Annotated in this window: 16 protein-coding genes; 2 read left to right on the top strand and 14 right to left on the bottom strand. The window is 36.0% G+C overall.

What is annotated here, in order from left to right; translation table 11 throughout:
- Positions 1-22: 22 nt before the first annotated feature.
- The 4 genes from dnaB to KHA99_RS30935 form a co-directional block, all read right to left on the bottom strand.
- A complete protein-coding gene (gene dnaB, locus KHA99_RS21080) occupies positions 23-1,318 on the bottom strand; it encodes a replicative DNA helicase (RefSeq protein WP_213119445.1) in 1,296 nt (431 codons plus the stop codon).
- The gene (locus KHA99_RS21075) at positions 1,305-1,655 is read right to left on the bottom strand and encodes a replicative helicase loader/inhibitor (RefSeq protein WP_213119444.1); all 351 of its coding nucleotides are present in this window, start codon (positions 1,653-1,655) and stop codon (positions 1,305-1,307) included. Before KHA99_RS21075 ends, dnaB begins: the two co-directional genes overlap by 14 nt.
- The gene (locus tag KHA99_RS30940; RefSeq protein WP_249366801.1) at positions 1,648-1,974 is read right to left on the bottom strand and encodes a conserved phage C-terminal domain-containing protein; all 327 of its coding nucleotides are present in this window, start codon (positions 1,972-1,974) and stop codon (positions 1,648-1,650) included. The genes KHA99_RS21075 and KHA99_RS30940 overlap by 8 nt, the downstream gene beginning before the upstream one ends.
- A gap of 312 nt (positions 1,975-2,286) precedes the next feature.
- The gene (locus tag KHA99_RS30935; RefSeq protein ID WP_249366800.1) at positions 2,287-2,427 is read right to left on the bottom strand and encodes a hypothetical protein; all 141 of its coding nucleotides are present in this window, start codon (positions 2,425-2,427) and stop codon (positions 2,287-2,289) included.
- Positions 2,428-2,834: 407 nt separating this feature from the next.
- On the opposite strand from KHA99_RS30935, the gene KHA99_RS21065 reads away from it, so the two are divergent.
- On the top strand, positions 2,835-3,725 hold the full coding sequence (locus tag KHA99_RS21065) for a tyrosine-type recombinase/integrase (protein ID WP_213119443.1): 891 nt from the start codon (positions 2,835-2,837) through the stop codon (positions 3,723-3,725).
- A 59-nt stretch (positions 3,726-3,784) separates the two neighbouring features.
- Here the strand turns inward: KHA99_RS21065 and KHA99_RS21060 are convergent, their stop codons facing one another.
- The 10 genes from KHA99_RS21060 to KHA99_RS21020 all read right to left on the bottom strand — a co-directional run bounded on the left by KHA99_RS21060 (position 3,785) and on the right by KHA99_RS21020 (position 10,544).
- Positions 3,785-4,645, bottom strand: coding sequence for a hypothetical protein (locus KHA99_RS21060; protein ID WP_213119442.1), 861 nt, complete (start codon positions 4,643-4,645; stop codon positions 3,785-3,787).
- Between the two features lie 26 nt (positions 4,646-4,671).
- Positions 4,672-6,381, bottom strand: a complete 1,710-nt coding sequence (locus KHA99_RS21055) for a P-loop NTPase fold protein (RefSeq protein WP_213119441.1) — start codon at positions 6,379-6,381, stop codon at positions 4,672-4,674.
- 154 nt (positions 6,382-6,535) lie between these two features.
- Positions 6,536-6,730, bottom strand: coding sequence for a hypothetical protein (locus KHA99_RS21050; RefSeq protein ID WP_213119440.1), 195 nt, complete (start codon positions 6,728-6,730; stop codon positions 6,536-6,538).
- A complete protein-coding gene (locus tag KHA99_RS21045) occupies positions 6,730-6,993 on the bottom strand; it encodes a hypothetical protein (protein WP_213119439.1) in 264 nt (87 codons plus the stop codon). Before KHA99_RS21045 ends, KHA99_RS21050 begins: the two co-directional genes overlap by 1 nt.
- Entirely contained in the window at positions 6,993-7,520 is a 528-nt protein-coding gene (locus tag KHA99_RS21040; protein ID WP_213119438.1) for a terminase small subunit, read from the bottom strand. The genes KHA99_RS21045 and KHA99_RS21040 overlap by 1 nt, the downstream gene beginning before the upstream one ends.
- 33 nt (positions 7,521-7,553) lie before the next feature.
- Positions 7,554-8,294 (bottom strand): hypothetical protein, encoded by a 741-nt coding sequence (locus KHA99_RS21035; RefSeq protein WP_213119437.1) that lies wholly within the window; start codon positions 8,292-8,294, stop codon positions 7,554-7,556.
- A 563-nt stretch (positions 8,295-8,857) separates the two neighbouring features.
- A complete protein-coding gene (locus tag KHA99_RS21030; protein WP_213119436.1) occupies positions 8,858-9,070 on the bottom strand; it encodes a hypothetical protein in 213 nt (70 codons plus the stop codon).
- Between the two features lie 23 nt (positions 9,071-9,093).
- Positions 9,094-9,723, bottom strand: coding sequence for a hypothetical protein (locus KHA99_RS21025; RefSeq protein WP_213119435.1), 630 nt, complete (start codon positions 9,721-9,723; stop codon positions 9,094-9,096).
- Positions 9,724-9,761: 38 nt separating this feature from the next.
- On the bottom strand, positions 9,762-9,893 hold the full coding sequence (locus KHA99_RS31260; RefSeq protein WP_261363818.1) for a hypothetical protein: 132 nt from the start codon (positions 9,891-9,893) through the stop codon (positions 9,762-9,764).
- A gap of 84 nt (positions 9,894-9,977) precedes the next feature.
- Positions 9,978-10,544: a sigma-70 RNA polymerase sigma factor region 4 domain-containing protein gene (locus tag KHA99_RS21020; protein WP_213119434.1), complete on the bottom strand. Its 567-nt coding sequence runs from the start codon at positions 10,542-10,544 to the stop codon at positions 9,978-9,980.
- A gap of 2,156 nt (positions 10,545-12,700) precedes the next feature.
- On the opposite strand from KHA99_RS21020, the gene KHA99_RS21015 reads away from it, so the two are divergent.
- Positions 12,701-13,714 carry a PDDEXK family nuclease gene (locus tag KHA99_RS21015; protein WP_213119433.1) on the top strand — a complete coding sequence of 338 codons (1,014 nt, stop codon included), beginning with the start codon at positions 12,701-12,703 and terminating at the stop codon, positions 13,712-13,714.
- Positions 13,715-13,765 lie beyond the last annotated feature (51 nt).

Genomic DNA, 13,765 nt, shown 5'->3' with positions numbered 1-13,765 from the left:
CTTGGCGCGCTCCTCCTTATGCTTAGAGGTTAACGAACGCCCCATATTGCTTGTTAAACCCAAGCTCAATGGTCCCGGTCGGTCCATTGCGGTGTTTTGCCAGGATGATTTCCATCTTGTTTTTCTTCGATGAATCGCTATTATAATAATCGTCGCGGTACAAAAACGCGATCAGGTCGGCATCCTGTTCAATTTGCCCGCTTTCGCGAAGATCCGAGAGAATCGGGTGTTTGTCATGTCTATTTTCGACTCCCCGGCTTAGCTGCGATAGGGCGATGACGGTGACATTCAGTTCCCTCGCCATAGTTTTGAGTGCCCAGCTGATTTCGCTGATTTCTGCCTGGCGGTTTTGATAGTTTTTTCGATCGCCCTCAAGCAGCTGCAAATAGTCAATTACCACGAGCAGCCGTCTTTCCTCGCCATAGGCCATGCGCGCTTTGCGGACCTTCGACCTGATGTAAGCCACATCCATTCCAGCTCGGTCAAAGATATGCAGCTGTAAGTGTGACAGCTTTCCGATTCCATTGGCGAATTGTTCCCAATCCTCGTCCCCAAATGACTGTTGGGGATTCCGCATTTTGAGGCTGTCGATTCGCCCAGTACACCCGGTCATTCGCTTGATCAGCTGTTTCTTAGACATTTCCAGTGAGAAAATCAGACTTACATCCTCTTCTGCCGCTTGAAGTGCCAAACTTAGCGCGAATGCCGTCTTCCCCATACTTGGCCGTGCCCCGATAATCACCAAATCCGAGGCTTGGAATCCCCCTGTCAGCCTATCCAAATCATGAAAGCCGGAGGGAATTCCCACCATTTCGCCCTGATCCTGCTCGCATTCTACGAATAACTCCACCAATGACGAGGTAATCTCGCCCGTATCGTCGTCCGTCTGATCTTCTTCAATACGCATCAGCTCATTGATTCCGTCCCTTACTGTTGTATCACTATCCTCACTTGCTGCCTGGCCCATTATTTTTTCGCCTGCTGCGATCAGCTTTCGTTTTTTGTCGTACTCCTTGACCAGTTTTTCATAGGTATGAAAATTGGCAATGCTTGGCACACTACCTATCAATTGGGCGATGTAGGTCATTCCACCAGCATTTTTAATCCCCTCGATCCCGAGTTCACTCAGTATCGTCACCAAATCTACTGGCATTCCTTTTTCAACTAGGCTGCGAATGCCTGTATAGAGTAGTCGAAGCTCTGGAAAGTATAGCTGTTCCGGGAGAATAGCACACTCTTTTACTAATTCACTGTCGAGGAAAAAGGACCCGACAAATGCTTCTTCTGCTTCTTGATTATAAGGTTCAAATGGTCTCATCCTGCTTCTCCCTTTCGATGCCCAATAGCTTTCTGATATTGGCCAGTTCTTTTTGCACGACTTCGCTATTTGCCGGCACATAATGACGGGTAAGGATGACCTTAGTTTCATCGGGATTCGGAACAATCCTTGGAACACTGGAACTTATGTAAAGCTCGGACACCTTTGGCGGAAATGGCGATTGCCGCACATGTTTTAACAAATTCTCCTCCACGTCCACAAACGTAAGGTCTTTCACTGCATCGTGCCAAAGGTTGACTTTCTCTTGATCAAAATTAAACTGTTCGTAAAACACCGAAATCATTTTTAATAGGGCGAACGTTTCCCGCTTATTCATCTAAATCAAAATCCTCCTCAGTTAGCTCTTTTTTCCATGACTTTTGGTTGCGATAGGCCTCAAATTTTGGCCCGAATAAAGTTTCCGGCCGGAGATATTTGCACATCACCGGGTCCTCCAGCCATTCCGCCGCTTTTAAATCAATCACTGCTTTGAAATCCTCCAGGGTAAACCCTTCTCTTGTTCTTGCTCGAATCAGCTCCTTTGTTTTCGGACTGCTTGTCTTGTAGGCTGCATTTGTTTTTTCATTCAAGAAGTGGATGACTTCGGCAACCGGTATTTTCTCTACTGCTGGTGATGGTGTTGCAGGCTGTGGCATGTATTCGTCACCGTTGTCATCCAACAACTCATATAAGTCGACTTGGGTGTGGTTTGGATCTGTTTCTGTTGCGGTGGTCTAATGAGCGGCCGACTGAGGTTCCTCAGAAGGTTTCATTGGCTCGCCTTCTGTCATTTCCTCCAGCCTTTGATAATCGATGGTATACCACTTGGTCTTATCCATTTTCGACCGATTCCAGTTCCCGGATAGCAGCATTCCTTGTTTTTCCAGCGAGTGAATGGTCCGTTTAATCGTGCTTTCAGACCAGAACGGAAGCTGTTCCTGCCAATCTTTATACGTGTTGAATATCCACTACCGGCCTTCAATGACATGTCTGCTGCCATGAACCCAATAATGGATTTGCTGCAGGATGACGGCTTCGTTCAAGCCAATTTTGACTGCCAGTGATGGGATAATCATCACCGGGTTTTCGTTGATCAATAATTTACTCATCCTATTCCCCTCCTCTTTTTCAATCGCCAATAGACTGGTTCGTCCTGCTTGAAGGGCTGACCTATGCATTGGCTCATCCGCTTCACCTTCTATATATTGATTAGGACTTAAAAAGGACAGGGTAGTTTAATAATTTTTTTGTGAGTTATATTTTTATTTGTGGATCAGGATGTTTTTACTTGCGGATAAGCGGGTTTTATTTGCGGTTTAGTATTTGCGGGACAAATATATATTTTTCTCTGTTGTATTCTCTGAAGTAATCTATGAGTTATTCTCTGGTATTGCTTGGTTCTTCTCGGTAGGGTTAAAGCCTTGGTATTACTGGATTTTCACCATATAGCTAAGTGTTAAATTTTGCACCAACTAGACAATACCTTCGATACTTAAAAAAGGAAGGTTATGCTAGAATGAGTGGATTTGTGTTAAGTGATTTATTGGAGGAATTTTTATTAGATTTACAGGTTAAGAACTATTCAAGGGAAACGGTGAAAACAACTAAAACCAGTATCAACCAGTTAATTAAATTTGGGGGAGATATTGAAATTAATAAGATTAACCGTCTGCATCTAAAGAAGTTCATTATTGACCAACAAACAAAAGTTAAAGCTAATACAATCAACCATAGGTTAAAGTTAATTCGTAGTATGTTCTCATATGCTATCGAACAAGGCTTATTAAAGGAAAACCCTATGGAAGGAATAACCAAACTAAAAACAGAAAAGAACGTTATACGGACTTATTCGGCTGATTTAATCAGGGAAGTGTTAGAAAGTTTCAAAGGAAGGGATTATATCTCCGTTAGGAATAAAACTATCTTTGTTCTTTTAGTGGAAACTGGTATCCGTAACAGTGAATTATGTAACATCAAACTAAGCGATTTATCAGGTAACAGTATTCGTATTATGGGTAAAGGAAGTAAAGTTAGGTATGTTCCTATTACCGAATCCTTAGACCTTCAAATTAAGCGATATATGAGGGTTAGGGAACGGTATTTAAACGGGGTTGAAAGTGATAATCTTTTTATCAATCGGTTTAAAAAGCCTATGACTAGACACGTACTTTTAGACATTGTTAAGAATCAGATATTTAAGGGTATGGACATAAATGTAAATACATCAGTCCATCAATTTAGACGCTTTTATGCACAAAACATGTTGGAAAATACGGACTTATACACCGTTTCCAAGTTATTAGGGCATTCTGATATTAAAACGACTGAAACCTATATTAGAGGTATTGAAAACAGTAAGCTAATCGAAAAAGGAATGAATAGTCCGTTATCCAAGATACGGAAATAGACAAAAAAAGCCTTGGAGTTAATCCTCCTTGGCTTCTGTTTTTATTAATTATCCATGAATCATTCTTTTTCCGAAGAAATATCAACGTTCGCCATCACTTTTCCATATTGATGTTCCTTCATGTTTTCCCAAAATCCTTTCATAGCATTGCAATATTTTTCAAAGGATATTTTGTTAACATCCAATACTCGTTTTAAGTTAGTTGTACGGTACAAGTCCATAAGTCGAGTTTTATCTACTTTTTCAAAGTATTGGGGATATAAATCAAATAAATTTGAAGCAGATTGACCACTGCCATGTTTATATGTATTTGATATAAGATTACATTCCCGAATAGTTTTCCAAGTGTCTGTTTCTACAATAAGTTCTTCATCTCCAAACAAATCCGTAAATGTTAACTTTAATTCTCTAAGTAAATTAGTGAGTTTCCCGAAGTTACTGTAAAATTCACTATAGACATCTTCCCCCTTATCATTTTCAAGGTAAAATTTAACTTGATTCATATACTGATTTTCATTATGAGTCATTTCTTTAAATAGATACTGCCTTAATTGTTGTTCAAATACTTGATATAGGTTACTTAAAGACATTAGTTCAAATTGATAGTGCATAAGGAATTGTTCATCAAGTCGTTCAAATACATAATCTTGAACTGCTTCCATATAATCACCGTAATCGGTGTATTGCGGAATATTGGTATTTTGTCCACTTAATGCTTCTTCCTTAAATTCGTCTGCTACTTCATTTGTATGAGTCTTCAACCTTTCATATACCGCTTTATATAAACGGGCATGGTTATCTGCTAATACATCGAAAATGCGAATATAGTTTTCTTTTAAACTAGGACGTAAGTATAAATGAAAGTGTAATTCTCTTTTTTCGATATTTTGGTTATTAGATTTACCATTACGTTTCCCCAAAGTCATCAAAACCTCTCTACTGATTCTTAATTATTCTCAAAAAGGTGTCTTAATCTATGTTGAAGTATTTTGTCTTGTTTTGTAATTTCTAATCCGTAAATATAAGACTTAAAATCGTCATAATAATTTTCTATTCCCCAATGTTTTTCAATATCTTTAATCAATACATTAATTCTACGACACCAGTACCAATGTTCTTCGGTAATTCTCCCTGAAGGGATAGGAAAAAAGAATTGGTTATCCCTTATGCTTTTTACTACAATATCTCTAATTGAGTTATCTTTAATTGAAATTATTGAGTCTTGGAGTTGTCTTAAATATAGATACTCGTTGTATGATTTTTGAATAAAACAATCCCTTATTTGATTTACCAATAGATTATAATATTCAACCTTTAAAGCTTCGCTAATAGACTTGACTACTTTTCTTGCTTCTTCACTTTCAACATGATAATCCCATAAATCAATTCCATTTTGATAACTACTCTTTGTTAAATCGATTTTATTAGGTATATTTTTACCTACCAATTTTACTATTTCTTCAATACTAATCCCAAAATCAACGGATAACACTTCACACCAAGCAAATGTAGTGTTTAATTTGGAAATAATATTATCCAATGGTTCAGTCCCGTTTAGATTTCTAATGTATTCTTTAGTATTTTCAATAATTTCAAGTATTTCCTGTTCTGATGAATAGAAGCTTTTTGGCTTCTCTTCATAGCTATTAATAGATTCAATTAAATTAATTATAATTTCTTTAGAATACGTACCCGTTTCATACCATTTTCTTATATGATGAAAAACACTTTTACACATGACATTATCCAAGGAGTTCTTAAGAATGTAATTATATAAATATTCAATTACTCCACTATCATCGTTTAAATAAAAAGCGTTCCGTAAGTCACTATTAGGTTTTTCTGTATCTAATAATTTCATCTCGCCTTTATGTTCAATTTTAAAGAATACCGTTGCAAAACACATTCGGTAAACATCATCTCTTGTAAACTTATCAGTATAAATTTCTTCACCAAGAATTTCTATAACCTCTTTAATAAACAGACTGGTTTTTTCAAACGTCCTCAAGTTATTAAATTCAAATTCTTCAGCGATAATACCTATGACTTTCCATATCTCTTCACCCAGGATTTCTAAAGGTGCTTCATCTGCGTATTCCTCTATTGTATAAGTCCTATCAATAGCTTTTTCCTTATAATTTTTAAAGGTTTCTTCATCTTCTTCAAGCTGGTCAGTAGCTGCAATTAGAACCGTTTTTATATTTTCTATTTTAGCAAGACTATCAATCAATCCTAATATTTCCTTTATATCAAGGTCATGATGTTTTCTTTCTAAATCATCAAATATGATTATATATGTACCTTTCTTACCTAACTCTTTATACAAGGTTGAATGCAATTTTTCTATAAGAGGAACTGAAATAGTGAATCCATGAAATTCGATGTTGACATTATTAAATACTTCTCTTAGCTTCCTAGAGTATTTTTTAAATTTACCGTTTGGTACACTTTCAACAATCTGAAAATATATTTCTTGAATTATGCTTTCTATATCTTTTTTTCCAAATAAGGATATATAACATGCATCGGAATGTGCATTCTTAAAATCTAAAACATATTTTGTCTTCCCAATTCCCCAAGTACCATCTATAAATACCCTTTGATAACTTGAATCTTTAAAATGATTTAATACTGTAACTATTTCATTTGCTTTCATAAACAGCCTCCAAAATAAAAAGTCACTATATACACTAATAAAACCACTAAAAATGGAAAACGATTCCACCTAAAATAATATCATAAATTTAGTTGTACAATATACCATTCTAATAGTGCACAAAAAAAAGAGATTGCCCAAAATGGACAACCCCCTATATTAACATCCTGCCTTCTTTTATTGTATGTTCCCCGTTATCATCCTGACGGTAGACAATGCCTTGTGCAAAAGTTCCTTGGTTCTTATAGAATCCTGTTTTCTTGAACTTGGTTAAAGCTTCCTTTGTATCATTCACAATAAAGAAACATAGATACTGTTTATATTGAGAATAGAAAACTACTTTAAACATTATTCTTCTTCCTCCCCTGATGGAAAGAATAGAAACTCGCATGACTTGCCTTCCATATCTTCTAGGTAAACGGTCATACAATCATTATTATTAAGGATGTTAGTGCCTATTCCAGTGTAATGACTAACCTTGTAAGGAATCCCTTCTATAACCATTGAAGGCTTCTCCTTTAGATTCTCAAAAACACTTATTATATTTTCTCTTGGTACTTTGGCTAGGGAATAATCCCCATTAGGGAAAACGGTGTAAACTTCAATTTCCATTATTTATCCTCCCTTTTGGTAGTTAAATAGGAAATATCCATATCAATAATCTTTCTTTGTCTTCCTTCTTCTAAGGCTTCACCGCCAATAACAAAGACTGTGTTTTCCTGCTGAACCTGATGCCTTACAACAAAGTCACCGTCAATTTTACTCATTAGTTCCATAGCTTTGATTTTGTCACTAGCGTTAACAGGGGTTTTAATAATCTTTCCTGTTTTAAAATCAGGATAATAATTGAAATCTTCACCCTTTGCTATGTTGGTTAGTAGTTCCAGTTTCTTAGTAGTTTGAATTACCATTGGTTTAATGTGTAGTTCCTGAATCTGTTGTATCTTCTCCTGTACCAGTGGATTATCTAAATACTTGTAACCTGTTGTACGGGATTTAATTCCAACTTCTTCTATAGCCTTCTGCAAGTTCTGACCATGGGCAATATACGCATAACAAAAGGCTTCCTGTGTTTCTGATAGATAATCAGGTTTACTTCTCCCGTTCCTTGTATCATGTTTCTTTAATTTCTTTTCCATTGTTTAACCTCCTAATAAAAAAAGAAGCAGGGATTATTCCCCACTTCCTCCGTTAGTTCCTTCATTCATTTGTAAGTAAGAGGAAGACATTCCCACTTCTTTTTCCAGTGATTTAATCTCACTTTCTAGTTGACTAATCTTAGCTTTTCTTTCCTGTCTTCCCTCAATAGATTGTGTTTGTTGATAGACTTTCATTTCCTTTGTAAGTCCTTTTTGATAATCCTCAAAAGAATCATAAGCGTTATAGACTTCAGGTACTTTGTGAAAATCCATTTCAAATTCAACTTTAGGGCGGTTAAGTTCCATTTCGAATAATTGGGAATCCATACCGTTAGCAACTACAACCTTATTGAAATAGTCCATTGATGGTTGTTGGTCAAATGCACCGTATTGGATAGCCATTGCTTCAGCCTTGAAAGTATTATCAAAGTTAGCCTTTGCTGTATCACCTAATTCTGAATAAGTTTTAACCGTAACTGGCTTAATATCAGATATTTTTCCATCTTGACTAACGGTGTAGAAACTTACAATGTTATCCACTTTGACAAAACGTGTTTCACCTGAATTACTAGCAATATTAATGGAGGGATTACCCATTGACTTTAATCGTGTTAACTCTCCAACCTTCTGTGCCATTATTCCCTTTTGACTTTCAATATGTTGGGTTGCGAGTTTTTCCATTTGCTTCCCTACTGGTGAATTACGAAAGGCATTCTGTGAGTTAATCATGTTTTGCATTTGTTTCATTTGTGCTTCAATTTGTTTCATATTCATCGTTAAATCAATCTCCTTTAGTTGTTTGATAGATTATAAAAACTAGAGAAGGAACAACCGAAGTTATTCCCTCTAAGCCATTACAATCATGTTGTAACGGGAAATGTCTTTTCTAAGATGTAGTTTTACAAGTTGCTTCCTCAAGGCAACTAAACCAACATCCAAAACTCAAGATACCGTTATACCTGTCACCCTCCCAAAGCGAACAAGTTATAGAAGATTCCTTCGAACGGTAACGAAGGTAATAAAATGGTGGTCTTGTTACGTTGTTTCTTCTTGGATTGGTTACCAGTATTTCTTCCGTAACGCTGACCATAATAAAAGAGTGGTGAAGGGCTAGGGTAAAGTCTAACCCCCACCGAATAAAGAAATATGCCAGTGATAAAGCAATGTGCTAGAATGCTTTAAAATTTTTGGTAGTTTCCGCTACCGATAATTGAATCCATTGCATGATACACATGCTTATTAGTAGCACCACCGTTTCCATAAGTGATGCTACCTAAAGCAAAATATCAAGAGAGAGGTAATTGAACAGTTTTTAGCGACTTATTCAGGTCAAGTTATTATTTCAACTCTATTAACTGTCTTGTTTTAACTGTTATACGGTTACGGTTAAGAAAAGCTTTAATCATATAAAGATGTTCGTTAAGTGTTTTATTCCAGTCCTTTTGGATTCTCATTTCTTTTACGCATTCTTTACAGTTAGCATGTGTAGCTGATACGAAACCACCTTGTATTGGTTTCGCTACTCCGCATTTCTTACAAGTCTTTTCCATTCGTATCAACTCCCCATGTAATGTTATTTAGACGGTGCTTTAAATAAGTGGTCTAACCAGTGTTTTTGTTTTGGTAGTGGTTTTAAATCTTCAGCATACGGATAACTTGGTGTAGTCACCGTTACTTTAGGTTTTGGAACTTTTAACCACCAGTAACACTTGGATAGTTCTTCTTCGCTTAGTAAATCTAATATTTCTTGTTTTGCTTTTTTAATGTCCTTGCTTATTGAAGAATCATCTTTCCTATTGTAGTAATCAGCAATCTCTGCCATTGTGAAACCACCTGATAAGTAAAGTTTCAATATGAAATAACGGGCATGTCTGCCTTTTGATTCTTTAAAGTAGTTGTCTATTTTATTGCTAATCTCTTCAGGAACAACCTGCTTAACTACTGGTTTAGGTGCTAACAATGAAGGCATCATTAAATCACCCATATTAATAAGCGTTCCATCAACATCTTCCATGTAATAGTTATGATTGTAGCAAGATGATTCGATACTTAATTCACTTAATACCTTTGACTTCTCAACGGAAGGGAAGCGACTTAAACTAATCTCCATGATTGTTCTAGTTACATTATTGTTTACTAGCTTTCTAGCTGATTCCGCTGTTTGCTTTTGCATTTTAATAGACTGATTTTCAAGACGTTTCATTGTTACACCTACCTCCTATTTTGAAATTAGATTTGTATTTACTTAGTGTTGTTGTTTATCTTTGTCTTGTGTAAAAATACTCCTTTATTGCTTTCAAGGAATTTGCGTGTTTCCTTATCTAATTCTCTGTCAACTCCATACTTGATTGTTGTACCTAATGCTTTAATCATCTTTGTTGTCCTCCTTGTGTTTGTTTGTGTTTTTTATTATTTAGTTTCCTCACTAATAGTGGGAAGAGGGTCACATTTAACCCCTTAATCCCAAATAATTTCACCGTTAACTAATCTTCCTGTTTTAACTTCGCTTGGTGCTTGTACTTCTTTGTTGTAGGCATTTAATTCTTCTTGACTTTTGAATCTACCGTCTACTGTGGATTTAAAAGAATCACTAGATTTAACTTTGTAGTACCATTTGATAGTGTTCCATTCTGCATTGGTTACTTTCTTCTTAATCTTCTCTAATCCCATTGTGATGCTTCGTCTAACATTCCTAGCATCTTGTCCAGTTTCATTGGCTATCTGTGTAGAAGTTAATCCTGCTTCAAAATAAAGTGCCATTGCTTCCTTTTGTTTCTTGAATTTATCGGCTTGGAATAGCTTGTCTACTTTCACTTTAATCTCGGCAGGATATTCTTGGTAACCATCGGCTGTAGGGTGCATACATTCAGGTAACATTAGTTCTTCCATTTCAGTAATATTAGTTCTAAAATCATAAGCTTGTTTTAATAATCTATCTCGGTAAGAAGGGCTAACTACATCAATTCTGATTAGCTTTGCACTTCCTTTACCAGTTTCTTTATATCCGTTACGTTGTTTTTTCATGATGTATTAATCTCCTTTGGTTGGTTGTTAGTTTTGTAGTTGGGTAGAAAAAGAACTCTATATAATATCAATAACGTCAGACCCCCATATCTGTACCCCTAGCGGTCAAAATAGTTTAAATAATTATTTAGAGTCTTAAATAAAAACCCCTATAATTTATTAACAGTCCAAGTGCCTATATATGTACCCCTAGGCATGTAAAAAGTTCTTATACTTATATAACGAGTGGAGTAGTAGAATCTGTATCCCTATCGGTGAAAAAACTTCTAAAATATGACCCCTAATAGGTAAATAAGTGGGAAGGTGGTTTTTCATAAAATGAGGAAAAATATTTTAAAAAAGTTTAAAAAAATGAGGAAAAACATGACCCCCTTTGTGTATTAGTAAAAGGAGTAATTAGTCCGAAGTGACAAACCGTTAATAGTCCAAGTTATAAGTAATAAACACTGCTTCCTTTCAGTCAGCAATTAGTTATTAGTTAATAATCAATTAATTCTTCACCGTCAGGGGAAGGATTAGTTATTTAGTATTTATATATAAATAATTATTAATAAATTAAAAGATTAAGGGTTAAGGAAACGGTGAAAGAAGATATTATTAGAAAGGTTTATAAGAAGGAGTAGAACGGTAAAGAAGGTTTATATAAAAGATTATGATTAAGATAAGATAGCCCCGAACTGTACACTTTTTGTCCACCTTTTACACCGCTGCTTTTTCGCACCATTTGTTGGAAATCCCTTTATGTCAAGGTTTACGGTTATTAAGCGGGTCAAATTTAGTCCAACCTAGTAATCATTCCGCCAAAAGAATGTCAATAGTAAATTAGTGGAAATGAACCTAATTAATTAAAATATTATTTGTCAATGGTAATTTAAGGTAAGATATCAATTCATAGAAATCCATTTATGTCAAAGGTAATTTACCCCAATGTTTTTACCAGTATAGCCCAATATTAAATCCAGTTAATTCCAATATTTTTAACCCAATGCAATCCAATTAACCCAACTGTAACCATACCGATTAACACCAGTGAAGGGAATATTAACCAATGTTAGGAAACGGTAATATAACCAGTTTAACCCAATGGCTAATTCTACCAATCCCCCAACTTAACAATACACTTAATATTGCTGTGTACCAGTTTATTCCAAATGTTGATATATCAAGGCTTATACAGCTAGTGGATTTATATACAATTAACCGTATAGATATACCCCCTCCCTTTTGCATAATATACATTAATCCACTGTATTACTACCATATCCTACCAGTAAGAAAGACATCTAATAAATCTCCTTATTACCATATCCTTACAATCATACGGTGATATTATTACACATCAATTCCATTGATTACTTTATTATCCATAACATTAATAAACATTATTACTAATATTATCCAATGCATTTAATACACACTTATACCATTTAATAACGATAAATCCATTTATTAACATTTTATAATTATTAGTAATAGTTGGTGAAAATGGCAGGTAGTGGTAGGGGTGCTTTAATGTGGCAAACTTTGGCAGGCGGGCATTAATCCTAATAACATTTTTCACTATGAATGAGGGCGGTAGATTTTTATTTTTTCTTGGTATAAATGGGGGCTTTTGGTTGCACAAATGCAAAGTTAAAATACTAAAATGTTAAGTTCACCGAAGGGTTTCAACTTTACTATACTTCAAGCCCTTTCCCCTAGTGTAAACAGGTTGCACAAGTGGGGAAAATGATGCTAAACTATTGGTGTGAAGGGATTTGTCTGTAATTAGTTGGAGGTTGAAAACCGACACTTTAGTGAAGTAATCTCTGGTATTGCTTGGTTCGGGATGGTTCCACCCATGGTGCAGACTTGGTTCATGTAGGGGTCATGTTAAGACAAACACGGCTCAATATATTCCTTATCAATGGCCTAGGGTCAGTCCCCCAGCACAAGCAAATATTTCTTTCATGCTTTATTAAGATTCCGTAAACAATAACAAATCTTCAATCCGGCATCACTACATTCTTATTGATTAACCTTATAGTAAACTGTCAAACTGAAACGATCCGTTTGAATCCCAAAGAACCCTATCTTAAGATTCCGGCCCCGCGGATGACTTTTGTAAATTAAAAAGAGGTATAATTAAATAGATGATTGGGATTGGAGGAGTTATGATGTTGGTCAAGGTTCAAATTGACGGAAATACGCCCAACAAAAAGAAACTGAAGAAAAACACCCACGAGATATCAAAAATTACATATAAGAGTCTGGGACTTGTTGAAAGCGCCTTAGAGGAGTTTCTTCAGGAAAATATTGAAGTATTAACCCAAGAGGAAGATTACGAACTCATGATTATCGGTAAACAGGTTCGCAACAATGCGAATAAGCGGACGGACTTGGTCGGAATCGATAGTAATGGAAACGTGGTCGTGATTGAAATCAAGAGGGATGAATCCCAAGCTATTCGCTATGCCGCCTCTTTTGCCAAAATCACCAGCGTCCAAGAAATTGTGGAAAAAGTGTATGCCGATTATTTGGTCCACTATGAAAACGTTAAGGAAGAAGATGCCGTTGAAATCGGCATTGAGAACATCGTTGGATTTTTAAATGATCACGAAGCATTTGATAACTTTAATGCCGATCAACGCATCATATTAGTCGCCTCGAGTTTTGACCCAAGTGTCTTATCCGCCTCCGCATGGTTATTAACAAAAGGACTCGATATTTCTTGCTTTGAAATTACACCTCAATTGATTGAAGGGGAAAATGGTGATGAGTACCTCCTTGAAATCAAGAAGCTGCTTCCGCTTGGATCTGATGACGATTATTTCTCAGAAATATTGACGAACGAAAACAAGCGGCCTACAGCCCTAAGACAATCCAGCTGGACACGAAAAAGTTTCCCAAAACTCACCCACATGCTGGAAGTGGGGCTTGTATCGGAAGGCGATGAGATTTTCTTCAAAAACAAGGAGAGCGAGTCCCTCGGAAAGATTCAAAGTGGTAATAATGTGGAATTTAATGGAAAAATCATTTCTTTAAATGCCTGGGCGAAACAATTTGCACCAAGCGGTAAGGTCAATGGATATGATTATGCGGTTGTAAAAGAAAAGAACAAGACATTGTCGGAGATTCGTGCAGAAGGGTACCACTTATTTGATGGAATGGGCTTCGATCCAATCGAATAGGAACAGCGGAATATCTTTAAGAATATTAGAGCAATAAAACCCAATCTATAT

The organism is Neobacillus rhizophilus, from assembly GCF_018343535.1.
Lineage (GTDB): Bacteria > Bacillota > Bacilli > Bacillales > Cytobacillaceae > Neobacillus > Neobacillus rhizophilus.
The sequence above is the reverse complement of the archived record's forward strand: the minus strand, read 5'-3'. Positions and strand labels throughout refer to the sequence as shown.

Coding starts and splice junctions, on each gene's coding strand:
- dnaB (WP_213119445.1), bottom strand. CDS start 1,318: ATGAGACCATTTGAACCTTATAATCAAGAAGCAGAAGAAGCATTTGTC.
- KHA99_RS21075 (WP_213119444.1), bottom strand. CDS start 1,655: ATGAATAAGCGGGAAACGTTCGCCCTATTAAAAATGATTTCGGTGTTT.
- KHA99_RS30940 (WP_249366801.1), bottom strand. CDS start 1,974: ATGCCACAGCCTGCAACACCATCACCAGCAGTAGAGAAAATACCGGTT.
- KHA99_RS30935 (WP_249366800.1), bottom strand. CDS start 2,427: ATGAGTAAATTATTGATCAACGAAAACCCGGTGATGATTATCCCATCA.
- KHA99_RS21065 (WP_213119443.1), top strand. CDS start 2,835: ATGAGTGGATTTGTGTTAAGTGATTTATTGGAGGAATTTTTATTAGAT.
- KHA99_RS21055 (WP_213119441.1), bottom strand. CDS start 6,381: ATGAAAGCAAATGAAATAGTTACAGTATTAAATCATTTTAAAGATTCA.
- KHA99_RS21050 (WP_213119440.1), bottom strand. CDS start 6,730: ATGTTTAAAGTAGTTTTCTATTCTCAATATAAACAGTATCTATGTTTC.
- KHA99_RS21045 (WP_213119439.1), bottom strand. CDS start 6,993: ATGGAAATTGAAGTTTACACCGTTTTCCCTAATGGGGATTATTCCCTA.
- KHA99_RS21040 (WP_213119438.1), bottom strand. CDS start 7,520: ATGGAAAAGAAATTAAAGAAACATGATACAAGGAACGGGAGAAGTAAA.
- KHA99_RS21035 (WP_213119437.1), bottom strand. CDS start 8,294: ATGAATATGAAACAAATTGAAGCACAAATGAAACAAATGCAAAACATG.
- KHA99_RS21030 (WP_213119436.1), bottom strand. CDS start 9,070: ATGGAAAAGACTTGTAAGAAATGCGGAGTAGCGAAACCAATACAAGGT.
- KHA99_RS21025 (WP_213119435.1), bottom strand. CDS start 9,723: ATGAAACGTCTTGAAAATCAGTCTATTAAAATGCAAAAGCAAACAGCG.
- KHA99_RS31260 (WP_261363818.1), bottom strand. CDS start 9,893: ATGATTAAAGCATTAGGTACAACAATCAAGTATGGAGTTGACAGAGAA.
- KHA99_RS21020 (WP_213119434.1), bottom strand. CDS start 10,544: ATGAAAAAACAACGTAACGGATATAAAGAAACTGGTAAAGGAAGTGCA.
- KHA99_RS21015 (WP_213119433.1), top strand. CDS start 12,701: ATGTTGGTCAAGGTTCAAATTGACGGAAATACGCCCAACAAAAAGAAA.